Source organism: Micromonospora sp. WMMD1102, from assembly GCF_029626265.1.
Taxonomy (GTDB): Bacteria; Actinomycetota; Actinomycetes; order Mycobacteriales; family Micromonosporaceae; genus Plantactinospora.
In genome coordinates this window covers 1741319-1756298 of sequence record NZ_JARUBN010000001.1, presented here as the reverse complement: position 1 = coordinate 1756298, position 14980 = coordinate 1741319, and the positions used below count along the sequence as shown (strand labels likewise).

The 14980-nt window shown below is 73.8% G+C and carries 11 protein-coding genes and 1 pseudogene; 7 read left to right on the top strand and 5 right to left on the bottom strand.

Going from position 1 to position 14980, the window contains the following annotated elements; translation table 11 throughout:
- Positions 1-11 precede the first annotated feature (11 nt).
- Positions 12-1094 carry a uroporphyrinogen decarboxylase gene (gene hemE / locus O7626_RS07985; protein WP_278060508.1) on the bottom strand — a complete coding sequence of 361 codons (1083 nt, stop codon included), beginning with the start codon at positions 1092-1094 and terminating at the stop codon, positions 12-14.
- Between the two features lie 205 nt (positions 1095-1299).
- Here hemE and O7626_RS07980 point away from each other — a divergent pair, with 205 nt between their 5' ends.
- Positions 1300-1872 carry a DUF3000 domain-containing protein gene (locus O7626_RS07980; protein WP_278060507.1) on the top strand — a complete coding sequence of 191 codons (573 nt, stop codon included), beginning with the start codon at positions 1300-1302 and terminating at the stop codon, positions 1870-1872.
- A 173-nt stretch (positions 1873-2045) separates the two neighbouring features.
- Positions 2046-3368, top strand: coding sequence for a ribonuclease D (locus tag O7626_RS07975; protein ID WP_278060506.1), 1323 nt, complete (start codon positions 2046-2048; stop codon positions 3366-3368).
- 93 nt (positions 3369-3461) lie between these two features.
- On the opposite strand, the gene galE is transcribed toward O7626_RS07975, so the two are convergent.
- Positions 3462-4505, bottom strand: a complete 1044-nt coding sequence (galE, locus tag O7626_RS07970) for a UDP-glucose 4-epimerase GalE (protein WP_278060505.1) — start codon at positions 4503-4505, stop codon at positions 3462-3464.
- A gap of 206 nt (positions 4506-4711) precedes the next feature.
- On the opposite strand from galE, the gene O7626_RS07965 reads away from it, so the two are divergent.
- The 4 genes from O7626_RS07965 to O7626_RS07950 all read left to right on the top strand — a co-directional run bounded on the left by O7626_RS07965 (position 4712) and on the right by O7626_RS07950 (position 10706).
- Positions 4712-5905 carry an acetyl-CoA C-acyltransferase gene (locus tag O7626_RS07965; protein WP_278060504.1) on the top strand — a complete coding sequence of 398 codons (1194 nt, stop codon included), beginning with the start codon at positions 4712-4714 and terminating at the stop codon, positions 5903-5905.
- Entirely contained in the window at positions 5902-8001 is a 2100-nt protein-coding gene (locus O7626_RS07960) for a 3-hydroxyacyl-CoA dehydrogenase NAD-binding domain-containing protein (RefSeq protein ID WP_278060503.1), read from the top strand. Before O7626_RS07965 ends, O7626_RS07960 begins: the two co-directional genes overlap by 4 nt.
- Before the next feature lie 355 nt (positions 8002-8356).
- Positions 8357-9964 carry a radical SAM protein gene (locus O7626_RS07955; RefSeq protein ID WP_278060502.1) on the top strand — a complete coding sequence of 536 codons (1608 nt, stop codon included), beginning with the start codon at positions 8357-8359 and terminating at the stop codon, positions 9962-9964.
- Complete coding sequence (locus O7626_RS07950) at positions 9954-10706, top strand: class I SAM-dependent methyltransferase (RefSeq protein WP_278060501.1); 753 nt, start codon at positions 9954-9956, stop codon at positions 10704-10706. Before O7626_RS07955 ends, O7626_RS07950 begins: the two co-directional genes overlap by 11 nt.
- Before the next feature lie 136 nt (positions 10707-10842).
- On the opposite strand, the gene O7626_RS07945 is transcribed toward O7626_RS07950, so the two are convergent.
- The gene (locus O7626_RS07945; RefSeq protein WP_278060500.1) at positions 10843-11226 is read right to left on the bottom strand and encodes a VOC family protein; all 384 of its coding nucleotides are present in this window, start codon (positions 11224-11226) and stop codon (positions 10843-10845) included.
- Positions 11227-11698: 472 nt separating this feature from the next.
- Between O7626_RS07945 and O7626_RS07940 the strand changes: the two genes are divergently transcribed.
- Positions 11699-12724, top strand: coding sequence for a DUF2637 domain-containing protein (locus O7626_RS07940; RefSeq protein ID WP_278060499.1), 1026 nt, complete (start codon positions 11699-11701; stop codon positions 12722-12724).
- Positions 12725-13091: 367 nt separating this feature from the next.
- Here O7626_RS07940 and O7626_RS07935 read toward each other — a convergent pair.
- Together O7626_RS07935 and O7626_RS07930 are read right to left on the bottom strand one after the other, a co-directional pair.
- A pseudogene (locus tag O7626_RS07935) lies at positions 13092-14237 on the bottom strand (HAMP domain-containing sensor histidine kinase); the annotation flags it as partial.
- Between the two features lie 8 nt (positions 14238-14245).
- Complete coding sequence (locus O7626_RS07930; RefSeq protein WP_278060498.1) at positions 14246-14932, bottom strand: response regulator transcription factor; 687 nt, start codon at positions 14930-14932, stop codon at positions 14246-14248.
- Between the last annotated feature and the right edge of the window lie 48 nt (positions 14933-14980).

Sequence of the window (14980 nt, the reverse complement as noted above, 5' to 3'; positions counted from 1 at the left end):
CGCCTCCCGCCTCAGCTCGCGGACGCCTCGTGGACCAGGGCGACGACCCGGGTCAGCACGTCCGGGTCGGTCTCCGGCAGCACGCCGTGCCCGAGGTTGAAGACGTGCCCGGGTGCGGCGGCGCCCTCGGCGAGCACCCGGCGCACCTCGGCCTGCACCGCCGGCCAGGGCGCGAAGAGTACGGCCGGGTCCAGGTTGCCCTGCACCGCCCTGTCCTGCCCGATCCGCACCGTCGCCGCGTCCAGCGGGGTACGCCAGTCCACCCCGACCACGTCCGCGCCGGCCTCGCCCATCGCGCCGAGCAGCTCGGCGGTGCCGACCCCGAAGTGGATCCGGGGCACGCCCGCGTCGGCCAGCCCGCGCAGCACGGCCGTCGAGTGCGGCAGTACGAACCGGCGGTAGTCGGCCTCGGAGAGCGCCCCGGCCCAGGAGTCGAAGAGCTGCACCGCCGAGACGCCGGCACCGACCTGCACCCGCAGGAAGGCGAGGGTGATCTCGGCCAGCCGGGCCAGCAGGGCGTGCCAGACGTCCGGGGCGCCGTGCATCAGCGCCTTGGTCCGCAGGTGGTTGCGGGACGGGCCGCCCTCGACGAGATAGCTGGCCAGCGTGAAGGGCGCCCCGGCGAAGCCGATCAGCGGGGTGTCGCCGAGTTCGGCGACGAGCAGGCGTACCGCTTCGTCCACAAAGGAGACGTCGGTCGGGTCGATGACCCGGATCCGCTCGACGTCGCCGAGGGTGCGCACCGGCTCGGCCACCACCGGGCCGGTGCCGGGGACGATGTCCAGGTCCACCCCGGCCGCCGCCACCGGTACGACGATGTCGCTGAACAGGATCGCCGCGTCGACGCCGTGCCGACGTACCGGCTGGAGGGTGATCTCGGTGACCAGTTCGGGGCGGCGGCAGGATTCCAGCATCGGTATCCCGGCCCGCACCTCGCGGTATTCGGGCAGCGAGCGCCCGGCCTGCCGCATGAACCAGACCGGGGTGTGCGGCACCGGCTGCCGCCGGCAGGCCCGGACGAACGGCGAATCGGCCGGGCCACCGGTGGCCGGCTGGTCGTCTCGGGCCGCGTTGCCCGCAGTCGTGGTGCTCATCGGCGCAATCGTGCCACGCCTTCCGAACCCGGCGACGCCCACCGCCGGGTTTTGTGGCCTGCCGGACGGACCCGCCGGTGCGGCGGCGGACGTACCCGTCGGTGCCGCACCGGACGTACCCGTGGTGCGGCCGGCCGTTCGTCGGGGGCCGGCCGACCGGCGCGGCGCCCCACCACGGCGCCGACGATCGGCTTAGGCTGCGGATATGGCCTCCCCGATCGTCCAGCCCGAGACCTTCGCCCGCGCGGTGGCCGGGTTGCGGTCGGCGGCGCCGCGCGCCGAGATCGTGCTGGAGGAGGTGGGCGCTCCGCAGCGGCTCGCTCCGTACGCCTTCGCGCTGGCCGCCACCGTGCGCCGCGACGGCGAGGAGGTGGCCACCGGACGCCTGATCCTGCTGCACGACCCGGCCGGGCACGAGGGCTGGGAGGGAACGCTGCGCCTGGTCACCTACGTCACCGCCGAGCTGGAGATCGACCTCGCCGCCGACCCGCTGCTGCCGGGCGTCGGCTGGACCTGGCTGACCGACGCCCTCCAGGCGCGGGACGCGGCCTACCGGGCGCTCGGCGGCACGGTGACGCAGACCATGTCGACCCGGTTCGGCGAGCTGGCCGGCCCGCCGGCTGCCGGTGACATCGAGATCCGCGCCTCCTGGACCCCGACCGACGACGACCTGCGGGCGCACCTGCTGGCCTGGTGCACGCTGCTCGCCTCCACCGCCGGGCTGCCGCCGCCGGGTGTCACCGCGCTGCCGCAGTCCCGGCCGGCCGGCGCCGCCTGAGCCCGCCGACGCCACGCGATAGTCCCCGCACCGCCTGACCTCGGGTGAGCCCCGCCGGCTCGCACCGAAACCCGCTGCGTCCCAACCGCTTCACCGATCCCAGCCGCCCCACCCGACCCGACTCGCCGGACCGGCTGCACGATCACCAACGTGGCGAAGACTAGGGTTGTCAGGTGACCGACGAACCACCCCTGCGCCGTCGGGCCGCGCAACGCCGAGCAGGGGACGAGCCGCACAGCCTTCCGGTGACCGCGCCGGATTCCGAGACAGTGGGGCCCGACCCAACGCCCGGCGGGCCCGTACCGCTTCTCGCCCCTCGCGACGGCACCCCGGCCCCCGTCGAGACACCCGACGGCCTGGCCGAGCTGGTGTCCCGGTTCGCCGCCGGCACCGGCCCGGTCGCCGTCGACGCCGAACGCGCCTCCGGCTACCGCTACAGCCAACGGGCCTACCTGGTCCAGCTCCGGCGGGCCGGGGCCGGCACCGTGCTGATCGACCCGCTGCCGCTGGGCGACCTGCATACCCTGGACGAGGCGATCGCGGACACCGAGTGGGTGCTGCACGCCGCCAGCCAGGATCTCGCCTGCCTCGCCGATATCGGGCTGCGCCCCAGACGCCTCTTCGACACCGAGCTGGCCGCCCGGCTCGCCGGTTTCGAACGGGTCGGCCTGGCCGCGCTGACCGAGCAGCTGCTCGGCTTCACCCTGGAGAAACACCACTCGGCGGCAGACTGGTCCACCCGGCCGCTGCCGGAGTCATGGCTGACCTACGCCGCGCTGGACGTGGAGATGCTCGTCGAGCTGCGGGACAGGCTCGCGGCCGAGCTGGACCGGCAGGGCAAGGCGAAGTGGGCGGCGGAGGAGTTCGCCGCGCTGGTGGCCTGGGGCACCCAGCCGGCCCGGCAGCGACCGGACCCGTGGCGGCGGACCTCCGGCATCCACCGGGTGCGGGGGGCACGGGCGCAGGCCCGGGTGCGCTCGCTCTGGTACGCCCGGGACGAGATCGCCGCCCGCCGCGACTCGGCACCCGGCCGGGTACTTCCGGACGCTGCGATCATCGCCGCCGCCGAGCTGGACCCGAAGGACGAACGGACCCTGCTGATGCTGCCCGGCTTCGGCGGCCGTTCGGTACGCCGGCTCGCCCGGACCTGGCTGGACGCCCTCACCGACGCCCGGCAGTTGCCGGACGACGCGTTGCCGGTGAGTCCGACGATCGACGGCCCGCCCCCGCCGCACCGCTGGGCCGAGCGGGACCCGGTGGCGGCCGGCCGGCTGACCCGGTGCCGGGATGTGGTGACCCGGATCGCGGCGGCGCACACCCTGCCGCCGGAGAACCTGATCACCCCGGACTCGGTACGCCGGCTGGCCTGGATCCCGCCCGAGGAGATCACCGCGGATACGGTCGCCGAGACGCTGCGCGGGTACGGCGCCCGGGGCTGGCAGGTCGGCCTGATCGCCGAGGAGCTGGCGGCGGCCCTGGTCGAGCCGACCGCCTGACCCACCGACCCGACCCGGCCCGCCAGCCGATCCGGGCGGGCCGATCCGGACCGATCCGATCCGATCCGGGCGGTCGGGCCGGGCCGGCGGCGGTCAGCGGCCGTCGGAGGCGTGTAGTTGCAGGTGCCGGGCGGGTCGGCGGAGGCCGAGCAGTTCGTCGCGGATCCGGCACCACCGCACGGCGTCCCGGATGCCGTCGGCGACGGAGTACTCCGGTTTCCAGTCCAGCAGCAACCGGGCCCGGGTACCCCGGGTGAAGGCCCCGGCCCCGTCGCCGGGGCGGGGCGGGGCGTCCCGGGTGCGTACCGGGCCGACCGTCTCGGTGAAGGCGGCGACGAGTTCCCGGACGGTGGTGCCGTCCCCGGTGCCGAGGTTCACCGCCTCCACCGAGCGGCTGCCGCCGGCCGGCAGGATCTCGTCGAACCGGCGCAGCGCCCGCACGTGTGCCCGGGCCAGGTCCCAGACGTGCACGTAGTCGCGGACTCCCGAGCCGTCCCTGGTGGGCCACCCGGTGCCGGTGATCAGGAACTCCCCGCCCTCGGTCCAGGCGTCGATCAGCCTGCCCAGCGCGTGTGTCGGGCGGGGCAGCTGGAGGCCGGTACGCAGCAGCGGATCGGCGCCGACCGGGTTGAAGTAGCGCAGCGAGAGAGCCCGCAGCCCGGTCGCCTCGGCGGTGTCCGCGAGCACCGTCTCCATCATCGCCTTGGTCCGGGCGTACGGGCTGGCCGGCGCAAGCGGTGAACTCTCGTCGACCGAGAAATCGGCGCCGGCCCGGTAGATCGCCGCCGAGGAGCTGAAGACGTAGCGGGTGACCCCGTTGCGGATCACGTGTTCGAGCAGGTCCAGCGACTTGGCGACGTTCTCCCGGTAGTAGCGCAGCGGCTGGCTCACCGACTCGGGCACCACGATCAGCGCCGCCGCGTGCAGCACCGCGCCGATCTCCGGATGCTCGGCGAAGATCCGGTCCAACAGTGCCCCGTCGGAGATGTCGCCGCGGTAGAAGGTCCGTCCCCGGGTGAACTCGGCCCGGCCGGTGCAGAGGCTGTCCAGGATGACCGGCTCGATGCCGTCGTCGAGGCAGGCCGACGCGACGGTGCTGCCGATGAAGCCGGCACCGCCGGCGATCAGCACCTTCACCCGGACTCCTGGAGATTCGGAAAGTGTGGCTGATTGGTGGCCTTTACCGGCGTTAGTCGGCGTTTAGCCGGTGATAGCAGGATCAGCGGCCATCCAGCCGGACGATATGTGTTCCGGGCCACACGGGGGGCGCGAACGACTTTAGTTACTGGCTAGTAGCATCCGTGGTACCCGCCCACCCGGGCCCCTGCGGCAAGGAGGCTCCAGTGCCCCGTGAAGTCCGGGACGTCGTCTTCGTCGACGGCGTCCGCACCCCGTTCGGCAAGGCGGGTGGGATGTACGCCCACACCCGCGCCGACGACCTGGTGATCCGCTGCATCCGCGAACTGCTGCGACGCAACCCCGTGCCGCCGGAGCGGGTCGACGAGGTGGCGATCGCCGCCACCACCCAGACCGGCGACCAGGGCCTCACCATCGGCCGTACCGCCGCGCTGCTCGCCGGGCTGCCCAAGACGGTGCCCGGGTACGCCATCGACCGGATGTGCGCCGGGGCGATGACCGCGGTCACCACGGTGGCCGGCGGGATCGCGATGGGCGCCTACGACGTGGCGATCGCCGGCGGCGTCGAGCACATGGGCCGGCACCCGATGGGCGAGGGCGTGGACCCGAACCCGCGGATCCTGGCCGAGAAGCTGGTCGACCCCTCCGCCCTGGTGATGGGTTCCACCGCCGAGAACCTGCACGACCGGCTCCCGCAGATCAGCCGGGAACGCGCCGACACGTACGCGCTCGCCTCGCAGGTCAAGACCGCCAAGGCGTACGCCGACGGCAAGCTCCAGCCGGACCTGGTGCCGGTGGCCGTCCGGGACCCGGAGAACGGGTGGGGACTCGCCACCGTCGATGAGGCGCCCCGGGAGACCTCCCTGGAGAAGCTGTCCACCCTGAAGACCCCGTTCCGCCCGCACGGCCGGGTCACCGCCGGCAACGCCGCCGGACTCAACGACGGTGCCACCGCCGGCCTGCTCGCCGCCGAGGACGTCGCCCGGGAACTCGGGCTGCCGGTGGCGATGCGGCTGGTGTCGTACGGCTTCGTCGGGGTGGAGCCGGAGGTGATGGGGTACGGCCCGATCCCGTCGACTGAGAAGGCTCTGCGGATCGCCGGCCTCACCATCGACGACATCGGCCTGTTCGAGCTGAACGAGGCGTTCGCGGTGCAGGTGCTGGCCTTCCTCGACCACTTCGGCATCGCCGACGACGACCCCCGGGTCAACCCGTGGGGCGGGGCGATCGCCATCGGCCACCCGCTCGCCTCCTCCGGGGTACGGCTGATGACGCAGCTCGCCCGGCAGTTCGCCGAGCACCCCGAGGTGCGGTACGGCATCACCGCCATGTGCATCGGCATCGGCATGGGCGGCACGGTCATCTGGGAGAACCCGGCCTGGGAAGGTGGCGACAAATGACGGTCCCGCAGAACCCGAACGAGGTGGTCACCCGGGCGCTGCTGCGCCTGGTGCGGGTGCCGGGGCTGGACCGGCCGGCCGCACTCATCACCCTCGACAACGGACTCGACCACACCAGGCCGAACACCTTCGGCCCGGCCGGACTCTCCAGTCTGGACGAGGCGGTCACCGCGGCACTCGCCGCCGAGCCGGCGTTCGTGGCGGTGACCGGCAAGCCGTACATCTTCTGCGTCGGCGCCGACCTGACCGGCCTGCCGCTGCTCGCGGACCGCGACCAGGCCCGCCAGATCGGCCGGCTCGGCCACCGGGTCTTCGGCCGGCTGCGCACCAGCACCGTGCCGACCTTCGCCTTCGTCAACGGCGCCGCGATGGGCGGCGGGCTGGAACTGGCGCTGCACTGCCACTACCGGACCCTCTCCGGCGGCGCGGCGGCGCTGGCCCTGCCCGAGGTCTCCCTCGGCCTGGTGCCCGGCTGGGGCGGCACCCAACTGCTGCCCAACCTGATCGGCATCGCCGGTGCCGCCCAGGTGGTCATCCAGAACCCGCTGATGCAGAACCGGATGCTCAAGCCGAAGCAGGCCGCCGAGCTGGGCATCGCGGACGTGCTCTTCGAGCCGGCCGACTTCCTGGAGCGTTCGCTCGAGTGGGCCGCCCAGGTGGTGCGCGGCGAGGTCCAGGTGTCCCGGCCGGAGGTCGACCGGGAGATGTGGGACGGCGTCCTCTACTTCGCCAGGAAGACCCTGGACGAGCGGCTGCACGGCGCGGTTCCGTCCGCCTACCGGGCGCTGGAGCTGCTGGAGCTGGCCCGCGAGGCGCCGGACGTGCCGGCCGAGGGCGACCCGGACGGGCTGCCGAAGGGGATGGCCGCCGAGGTCGAGGCGCTGGCCGACCTGGTGTTCAGCGAGGAGCTGCGCAGCGGCCTCTACTCCTTCGACCTGGTGCAGCGCCGGGCGAAGCGGCCGGCCGGCGCCCCGGACAAGGGGCTGGCCCGGCCGGTGACGAAGGTCGGCATCGTCGGCGCCGGCCTGATGGCCTCGCAGCTCGCGCTGCTCTTCGCCCGCCGGCTCCAGGTCCCGGTGGTGCTCACCGACCTGGACCAGTCCAGGGTGGACAAAGGCGTCGGCTACGTGCACGCCGAGATCGACAAGCTGGTCGGCAAGCGCCGGCTCCCGGAGGGTACGGCCGCCAAGCTGCGCGGCCTGGTCAGCGGCTCGGTCGACAAGGCCGTCTTCGCCGACGCCGACTTCGTGATCGAGGCGGTCTTCGAGGACCTGGCCGTGAAGAAGCAGGTCTGGGCCGAGCTGGAGAAGATCGTCTCTCCGGAGGCGGTACTCGCCACCAACACCTCCTCGCTCTCGGTGAGCGCGATGGCCGCCGACCTGGAGCACCCGGAACGGGTGGTCGGATTCCACTTCTTCAACCCGGTCGCGGTGCTCCCACTGCTGGAGATCGTCCGGGGCGAGCGCACCGACGACGCCACCCTGGCCACCGCCTTCGCGGTCGGCAGGGAGCTGCGCAAGTCCTGCGTACTCGTGGCCGACGCGCCGGCCTTCGTGGTGAACCGGCTGCTGACCCGCTTCCTCGGCGAGATCTTCGCGGCCGTGGACGCCGGCACCCCACCCGAGGTGGCGGACGCCGCGCTCGACCCGCTCGGCCTGCCGATGCGCCCGCTGGCGCTGCTCCAACTCGTCGGGCCGGCGGTGGCGTACCACGTCGGCGGGACGCTGCACGCCGCCTTCCCGGACCGGTTCGCGGTCAGCGAGAACCTGCGGCGGATCGCCGAGTCCGGCAAGCCGCTGGTGGTCGACGGCGACGTCAACCCCGAGGTGGCCGGGCTGCTGGAGGTCGGTTCCGCACCGCTGACCGCCGAGGAGGTACGTCGGCGGGCGCTGGACGCCCTCGCCGAAGAGATCCGGCTGATGCTGGACGAGGGTGTGGTGGCGCAGCCGCAGGACATCGACCTGTGCATGCTGCTCGGCGCCGGCTGGCCGTTCCACCTCGGCGGGATCACGCCGTACCTGGACCGGTCCGGCACCGCCGAGCGGGTCACCGGCCGCCGCTTCCTGGCACCGGGCGTGGCCAGCCTGCCCGGCTGACCGACCGACGATCGCGGTGACCAGGGACCTGTCCCGGCGGGTCGCACGGCGCGCTGTGCGACCCGGTCCCTGATCACCGCGATCTGCCCGGACACCGGCGGCGTACGCCGATCGGCGGGTCAACCGATCCGCAGCCGCCGGCCCTCGGTGTGGCGGTGAGCCTGCCCGGCCGGGCGGGGGCGCCGGCCGGGCAGGACTCGAGATTCGCGTACCGGACTGAACCATCACTGGACGCCGACTGGATTCGTCCCGTCGGCAGGACCCGGACGGAAATCTTCACCGGTTCCGCACAGCGCGCACGGCCTGCACGGCGGGCACACCTTCGCCCCGCACCGGCGGTCTAGCGTCGCCTGACATGCGCGTCAAACTGATCCTGCCGGCCCTGACCGAGGCGACCAGCCCGTTCTTCCGACCGATCAAGTACTCGCTCTTCCCGCCGCTGGGCCTGGCCACCCTGGCCGGCTACCTGCCCGAGGACGTCGAAATGAGCCTGCACGACGAGCACGTCGAACGGCTGGAGCTGAACGACGACACGGTACCCGACCTGGTGGTGATCCAGGTCTACATCACCTCGGCCCGCCGGTCGTACGAGATCGCCGACCACTACCGGGCGCGTGGCGCGTACGTCGTGCTCGGCGGACTGCACGTCACCGCGCTGCCGGAGGAGGCGGCCGGACACGCCGACACGATCTTCCTCGGTCCCGGCGAGGACACCTGGCCGCGGTTCCTCGCCGACCTGCGCCGCCGCCAGCCGCAGCCCCGGTACGTCTCCACCACCCGGACCCTCGCCGGCCTCCCCCCGGTGCGCCGGGACCTGATCGCCCGGCACCGCTACCTGGTGCCGAACTCGATAGTGGTCTCCCGGGGCTGCCCGCACCACTGCGACTTCTGCTACAAGGACGCCTTCTTCAGCGGCGGGAAGTCGTTCTACACCCAGGCGGTCGACGACGCGCTCGCCGAGATCGACCGGCTGCCCGGCCGGCACCTCTACTTCCTCGACGACCACCTGTTCGGCAACCGGCGGTTCGCCCGCGCCCTCTTCGACGGGATGGCCGGGATGGACCGGCTCTGGCAGGCCGCCGGGACCGTGGACGCGGTGCTCGGGCCGGACCTGCTGGAACGGGCCGTCGACGCCGGGCTGCGCAGCCTCTTCGTCGGCTTCGAGACCGTCAACGACGGCAACCTGGCGGCCACCCGCAAGCGGCAGAACGTCGGCCGGGACTACTCGGCGGTGGTACGCCGGCTGCACGAGCACGGCGTGATGGTCAACGGCAGCTTCGTCTTCGGGCTGGACGACGACGGGCCGGACGTCTTCGACCGTACGGTGGACTGGGCGGTTGCGCAGGGGGTGGAGACGGCCACCTTCCACATCCTCACCCCGTACCCGGGGACCGCACTGTACGACCGGATGGCCGCGCAGGACCGCATCCTGCACCGGGACTGGGACCGGTACGACACCCGCCAGGTCGTGTACCGGCCGAAGCGGCTCACCCCGACGCAACTCGCCGACGGCTACCGGCGGGCGTACCAGGACTTCTACCGCTGGCCGGCGATCTGGCGTGGCGCGTCCACGAAGGACACGGTACGCGGCCGGGTCCGGCACGTCGCCTACGCGGGCGGCTGGAAGAAGTTCGAACCGGCCTGGGACGCGGTGATCCGGGCCGGCCGGGTGCTGCACGCCCTGCCGCTGCTGGAGGCGGTGCTCGGCGCCTTCGGCGAGCGCCCCGCCGCAGGGCGCCGCTCGGGCCGGGGCGGCGAGGGCGGCGCCCAGACCGACACCGGCACGGACGGCGCCCAGAACGGGGCCGTCCGGAGCGGCGTCGGGACCGAGGTCGGCCAGGGCGGTGTCGGGACCGAGGTCGGCCAGGGCGGTGGAGGCGACGGCGACGGCGGGATCCGGGCCGGGATGAATCCGGTTGCGCCGGTGCCGGTACCGGTCGAGATTCGGTCACATGGATCCTGAGACGAGACGGAACCGGGTCGCCTGGGAGACCGCCTCCGAGAAACACGTCCGGGAATACCAGGACCTGCTGCGACAGGCCCGGGAGGAATCGTCGCTCTTCCCGGCCGAACTCGCCCTGCTCCGGCCGCTGCTGCGCTCGGCGCCCGAGGTCGTACACCTACAGAGCGGGCACGGTCTCGACGACGTGGCGCTGGTCCGGGCCGGAGCCCGGTCCGTCGTCGGCGTCGACTTCAGTTCGGTCGCCGCCACCGCCGCCGGTCGCCGGGCCGCCGAGCTGGCGGTCCCCTGCCGCTACGTCGTCGCCCGGCTGCCCGGTGCCCCGCTGCGGGACGGCTGCGCCGACCTGGTCTACACCGGCAAGGGCGCGCTGATCTGGATGCCCGACCTGCGGGCCTGGGCCCGGGACGCCGCCCGGCTGCTCCGGCCCGGCGGGCACCTCTTCGTCTACGAGGGCCATCCGGCGGTTCCACTGTGGAGCTGGGACGCCGACGAGCCCCGGATCCGGCCGGACCACAGCTATTTCGGCCGCTCGCACGTCAACGACACCTTCCCGGGGAACGGTGCGGTGGAATGGCAGTCGACGCTGGGCGAGACCGTCGGCGCGGTACTCGCGGCCGGGCTGGAGCTGCGACACCTGGCCGAGTTCCCGGAACCGTTCTGGCGGCCCGAGGGGGTGTCGGCGGCGGCCTGGCAGGGCCGGCTCCCCAACGCGTACGCCCTGCTCGCCCGACTGCCCGGCTGAGGACCGCCGCGCACCGCCGCCGGTGCGGGGCGGCCCTCGGCCGGGCGCGGCGGCGGCCGGCCGCCGCCGCGCCCTTCACCGACACCAGCGCCACAACCGACGTCGTCTCCGGCGCGGCGCGACGGTGGCCGGTGACTCAGCCGGTGCGCTCGGCGACGCTGCGCAGCACGCAGAACTGGTTGCCCTCCGGGTCGGCCAGCACCGCCCAGCCGGTGCCGTCCGGCCGCCGACGGTCGGCGGCCAGGGTCGCGCCCAGTCCGAGCAGCCGCTCGACCTCCTCGTCCCGGGTCCGGTCGGCCGGTTGCAGGCAGACGTGCAGCCGGTTCGCCCCCGAGCTGCCCTCCGGCACCTGCTGGAAGAAGACCTGCGGTCCGACGCCGTCCGGCGCCAGCAGGGTGATCTCGTCGTCACCGGGCTGGTCCTCCGGGCGCAGGGACCGGCCCAGCACGGCCGCCCAGAAGCGCGCCAACTCGTACGTGTCGGCGCAGTGGAAACTCACGTTGTGAATGGTGGAACTCACGGATCCTCCGGATGGAAGTGTGCGCCTCGCGGAGAAACGCGGTTCGGTCAGCGGTGGCCGAGGCGAGGCGCGGGACAAGACGTGGAAACCATCACCGCACCTCCCTCCCATGATCAGGGCTGACGGCGGCAAGCTTTGCACGAGCGCCACGGGATTGGCAACCCGGGTTCCCCGCCGCCCGGGTGGGCGCTTCCGGTGGGCGCTTCCGGTGGGCGCTTCCGGTGGGCGCTTCCGGTGGGCGCTTCCGGTGGGCGCTTCCGGTGGGCGCTTCCGGTGGGCGCTTCCGGTGGGCGCTCGGACAGCAACGCCAAGCACACGGAAGGCCACCAGGCGGTGAGCGACACGCCGGAAATTCGACCGGTACACCGGCTGGACCGCTCCGGCCGCAAGGATGAACGATCAGGCCGGCTGGTCCGCTGCGGTGCCGGGGGACGGCCCGAGAGGAAGCACGACGACAGGCAAGGAGCGATCGGTGCCCCTCCCACAGCTTCGCCGGGTCCGCTGGGCCGTACGCGCCACCCTGGCCCTCGGGGTGGCCGCCTCGGTGGTCGCCAACGTCCTGCACGCCCGGGACAACCCGATCAGCCAGGCCATCGCCGCCTGGCCGCCGCTGGCGCTGCTGCTCACCGTCGAGTTGATCTCACGGGTGCCGGTGCACCGCCGCTCGCTGGCGTTCGCCCGGATGGCCGCCACCGCCACCATCGCCGGGATCGCCGCCTGGGTGTCGTACTGGCACATGGTCGGAGTGGCCGCCCGGTACGGCGAGACGGGCGCCTCGCCGTACCTGCTGCCGCTCTCGGTCGACGGGCTGATCGTGGTGGCCAGCATCTGCCTGGTCGAGCTGGGCGGCCGGATCTCCGCCGCCCAGGCCGCCACGACGGCTGACCCGGCCAGCACGGCTACCGCCGCCGCGACGGCCACGGCGATCCCGTCGGCCCCGGCGGTGGAGCCCGCCGTCCCGACCCAGCCGGCCGGCCGGAACCGCGACGAGGTCACCACCATCGCACCCGCCGTCACCAGCCCCGGAACGGCCCAGCCCACCAGCACGGCCGCCACCCGACCCGCCGCTGCGGGACCCGCCCGGCCGGTCAGCACCGGACGGGCCCAGCCGGTCAGCACCGGACGGGCCCGGCCAGCCGACACGGGTGTGGCCCGGCCAGCCAGCCTGGGAACGGGCGGGTCCGCCGGCAGGGGTGCCGCCCGGGCCGCCAGCGCGGGAGCGGGCGGGTCCGGGACACCGGTGCCGGGCCTGGCCGCGGCAGCGGCTGGGACAGTGGGCGGGACGGTCCGGAAGCGCGGCTCGGCCGGCCGGGCGGCCAGGCCGGGTAGCCAGGCACGGCCACGCCGCCCGATCACCGAGACCGCCGCACTGGCCGCCGCGATCCAGGCGGAGCGCCCCGAGGCCAGTGACGCCGACGTGGCGCAGGAACTCGGCATCACCACCGCCCGGCTGCGAGCGATCCGCCGCGAGGTACGCGACCTCGACCTGGTCGCCTGAACGCTTGAACGTCTGAACGCCTGAAGGCTCCGCCGCGCACCAGCGAGGCTCAACCGGGCACCAGCAAGGCTCAGTGGGCGCCAGCAAGGCTCGGTGAGCGCCAGCAAGGCTCAGTGGGCGCCAGCAAGGCTCAGTCGGGCGTCGAGGCCGCACCGGGGCCCGGCTCGGCCGGGCCGGACGGGGTGCCGGCGGTCGGCTGGGGCGGCGTACCCGAACTCGCCAGCCCGGCCGGGGTGGTGCGGCCGGCGACCGAGCCGAGCGGGTCGGTGCTGGCGGCGCTCAACGCGTGCGGCGGTGGCAGCGGCCGAACCGGCACGGCGACCGGGTTGCCGCCCACCGCCGCCGAGGCGGCCACCACCGGAGTGGTCTCGGCCGCCGGCAGTGTCACGGTCACCTCCAACCCGCCGCCGTCCTGGGCGATCGCGCTGACCGTGCCGCCGTGCGCGTCGCAGACGGCGCGGACGATCGACAGCCCCAGCCCTGAGCCACGGGCGCCGGTCCGCTCCCGGCCACCCCGCCGGAACGCCTCGAACAACCCGGGTACGTCCGCCTGCTCCACCTCGAACCCGGTGTTGCCGACCACCAGCCAGGCCTGCTCGGGGCCCGAACCGGTCCGCACCCACATCCGGCCGTGCAGGTGGTTGTAGCGCACCGCGTTCTCGATCAGGTTGCCGGCCAGCCGCTCCAGCAGGCCGGGATCGCCGACCACCGGCGCCGGGGCCAGCGCCGTGGAGACCTGGAGCTTGAGCCGGCTGGTCTCGTTGCGCACCGCCGAGAGGGCCGCGCTGGCCCCGGTGGCCAGGTCGGTCGGCGCCTTCCGGCCCAGCCGGCGGCCCGACTGCGCCTCGCTGCGAGCCAGCACCAGCAGCGCGTCGACCAGGTTGTTGGCCCGCTCCGAGGCGTCCCGGACCACCGTCGCCATCCGCCGGTACTCGGCCACGTCCGCCTCGTCGTCGGCCATCGTCACGTCGATCTCGGTACGCATCACCGCCAGCGGCGTACGCAGCTCGTGCGAGGCGTTTGCGACGAACCGCTTCTGCGCCTCGAAGGCGTCGGCGATCCGGTCCAGCATCGCGTCGAAGGTGCCGGCCAGCTCGGCCACCTCGTCGTCCGCCCCGGAGTAGCGGATCCGCTGGTCGAGGGTGGCCTCGCCGAGCCGGCGGGCCGTCGAGGTGACCTGGTGCAGCGGGCGCAGCGCCCGGCCGGCCACCGCGTACGCCCCGGCCACCCCGACGATGCTGATCACCAGCAGCGCCAGCAGCGCCTTGACCAGCAGTTCCCTGGTGGCGGCCTGGGCCATCTCCTGGTGCCACTGGATCGCGCCGACCGTCCGGCCGTCCGAGAGCACCAGATCGGGGTTCGACCGGAGCTGGATGTCCGGGGCCAGCGCGTCCCGGACCAGCAGCCAGGCGAGCAGCACCAGGATCGCACCGGCACCGATCAGCAGGATCCCGTTGAGCAGGGTCAGCCGCAGCCGCAGGGTGGGCCGCACCCGGGGCCGGCGGCGGGTCAGATAGACGGTCACGCGCTCACCTGCCCCGGCAGGTACGGGTCGGCCACCCGGTAGCCGGCGCCGACCACCGTCTCGATCAGCGGCGGATCACCGAGTTTCTTCCGCAGGGTCATCACGGTCACCCGGACCGTGGTGGTGAACGGGTCGGTGTTGGCGTCCCAGACCCGTTCCAGGAGTTCCTCGCTGGAGACCACCGCCCCGCGCGCCTTGACCAGTTCCTCAAGCACGCCGAACTCCTTGCGGGTCAGGTCCACCGCCGCACCGCCCCGGGTCGCGACCCGCCGGGCCGGGTCGACCGACAGGTCGGCCACGGTCAGCACCGGCGGGGTGACCGGGGTGGCCCGGCGGCCGAGCGCCTGCACCCGGGCGACCAGCTCGTCGAAGGCGAACGGCTTCGGCAGGTAGTCGTCGGCACCGAGTTGGAGCCCCTCCACCCGGTCGGCGACCGTACCGCTGGCGGTCAGCATCAGCACCCGGGTCAGGGTGCCGGAGCTGACCAGGTCGGCACAGATCTGGTCGCCGTGCACACCGGGCAGGTCCCGGTCCAGCACCAGCACGTCGTACCGGGTGACGAACGCCATCTCGTGTCCGGTCGAGCCGTCGTAGGCGACGTCCACCGCCATGCCCTGTCGGCGCAGCCCCCGGACGATCGCGTCGGCCAGGTTCCGCTCGTCCTCAACCACAAGTACCCGCACCACGACCTCCCCGGCTGCCTGTACGGGACAACCTATCCGCGCCCGACA